Source organism: Vibrio sp. 1978 (genome assembly GCF_033344345.1).
The window spans coordinates 1-811 of sequence record NZ_JAWPOP010000311.1 but is presented as its reverse complement, the minus strand read 5'-3'; the positions used below and the strand labels follow the sequence as shown (position 1 = coordinate 811).

Sequence of the window (811 nt, the reverse complement as noted above, 5' to 3'; positions counted from 1 at the left end):
TTACAGAATTGAGAACAGGGTCATGTATTGAGCATGCAAAAAGTGTTTTCAATCTCTTGCATATAGGCTACGCACTAGGCATCCCTAGGTAAGCCTTTCTCAACAATTCTAATTAAACGCTTTTTCTTCGTCTCAATCGGTTCTGCATCTACAGAAGGGATATGGTTGAGCTGCTGGGTAAGTGCCCATTCGATGTGCTCATCCAGTAATTTACTTTCACCAAGTCGCGCATTAAGTGCGTCTATCACCCGTTGGCTGTATTCTGCATTACCAAGTGCGACAGATATATTACGTAGCCATTGTTCGTGACCGATACGACGGATAGCAGAACCTTCCATATTTTTTAAGAACGTCGCCTCGTCCCATTGGAATAATTCAACTAAGTCTGGGTTGTGAAAGCTTTCCCGGCGATGGAAATCTTCTTGTTCGGTAACGTCTGCATAGCGGTTCCATGGGCAGACGAGTTGGCAGTCATCACAACCGTAGATGCGGTTACCCATCGGTTTGCGGAATTCTTCAGGGATGACACCATCAAACTCTATCGTGAGATAAGAGATACAGCGTCTCGCATCGACAACTTTATCTTCTACAATGGCTTGAGTCGGGCATGACGTAATACACGCTCGGCATTTTTCGCATTGGTCGACACTTGGAGTATCGACTGGCAAAGGTAGGTCAATCAGCAGTTCACCAAGGAAGAACCAAGAACCACACTCTTTATCTAAGATCAGTGAGTGTTTACCTGTCCAACCCAATCCGGCCTTTTGGGCTAAAGGGCGCTCAAGTATTGGCGCAGAGTCGACAAAAGGGC

At 46.0% G+C, this 811-nt stretch carries 1 protein-coding gene; it reads right to left on the bottom strand.

From position 1 onward, the window contains the following. Window positions 1–74 precede the first annotated feature (74 nt). Window positions 75–811, bottom strand: a 737-nt coding sequence (gene queG, locus R8N49_RS26300; protein ID WP_318190347.1) for a tRNA epoxyqueuosine(34) reductase QueG, incomplete at its 5' end; no start/stop codon positions are given.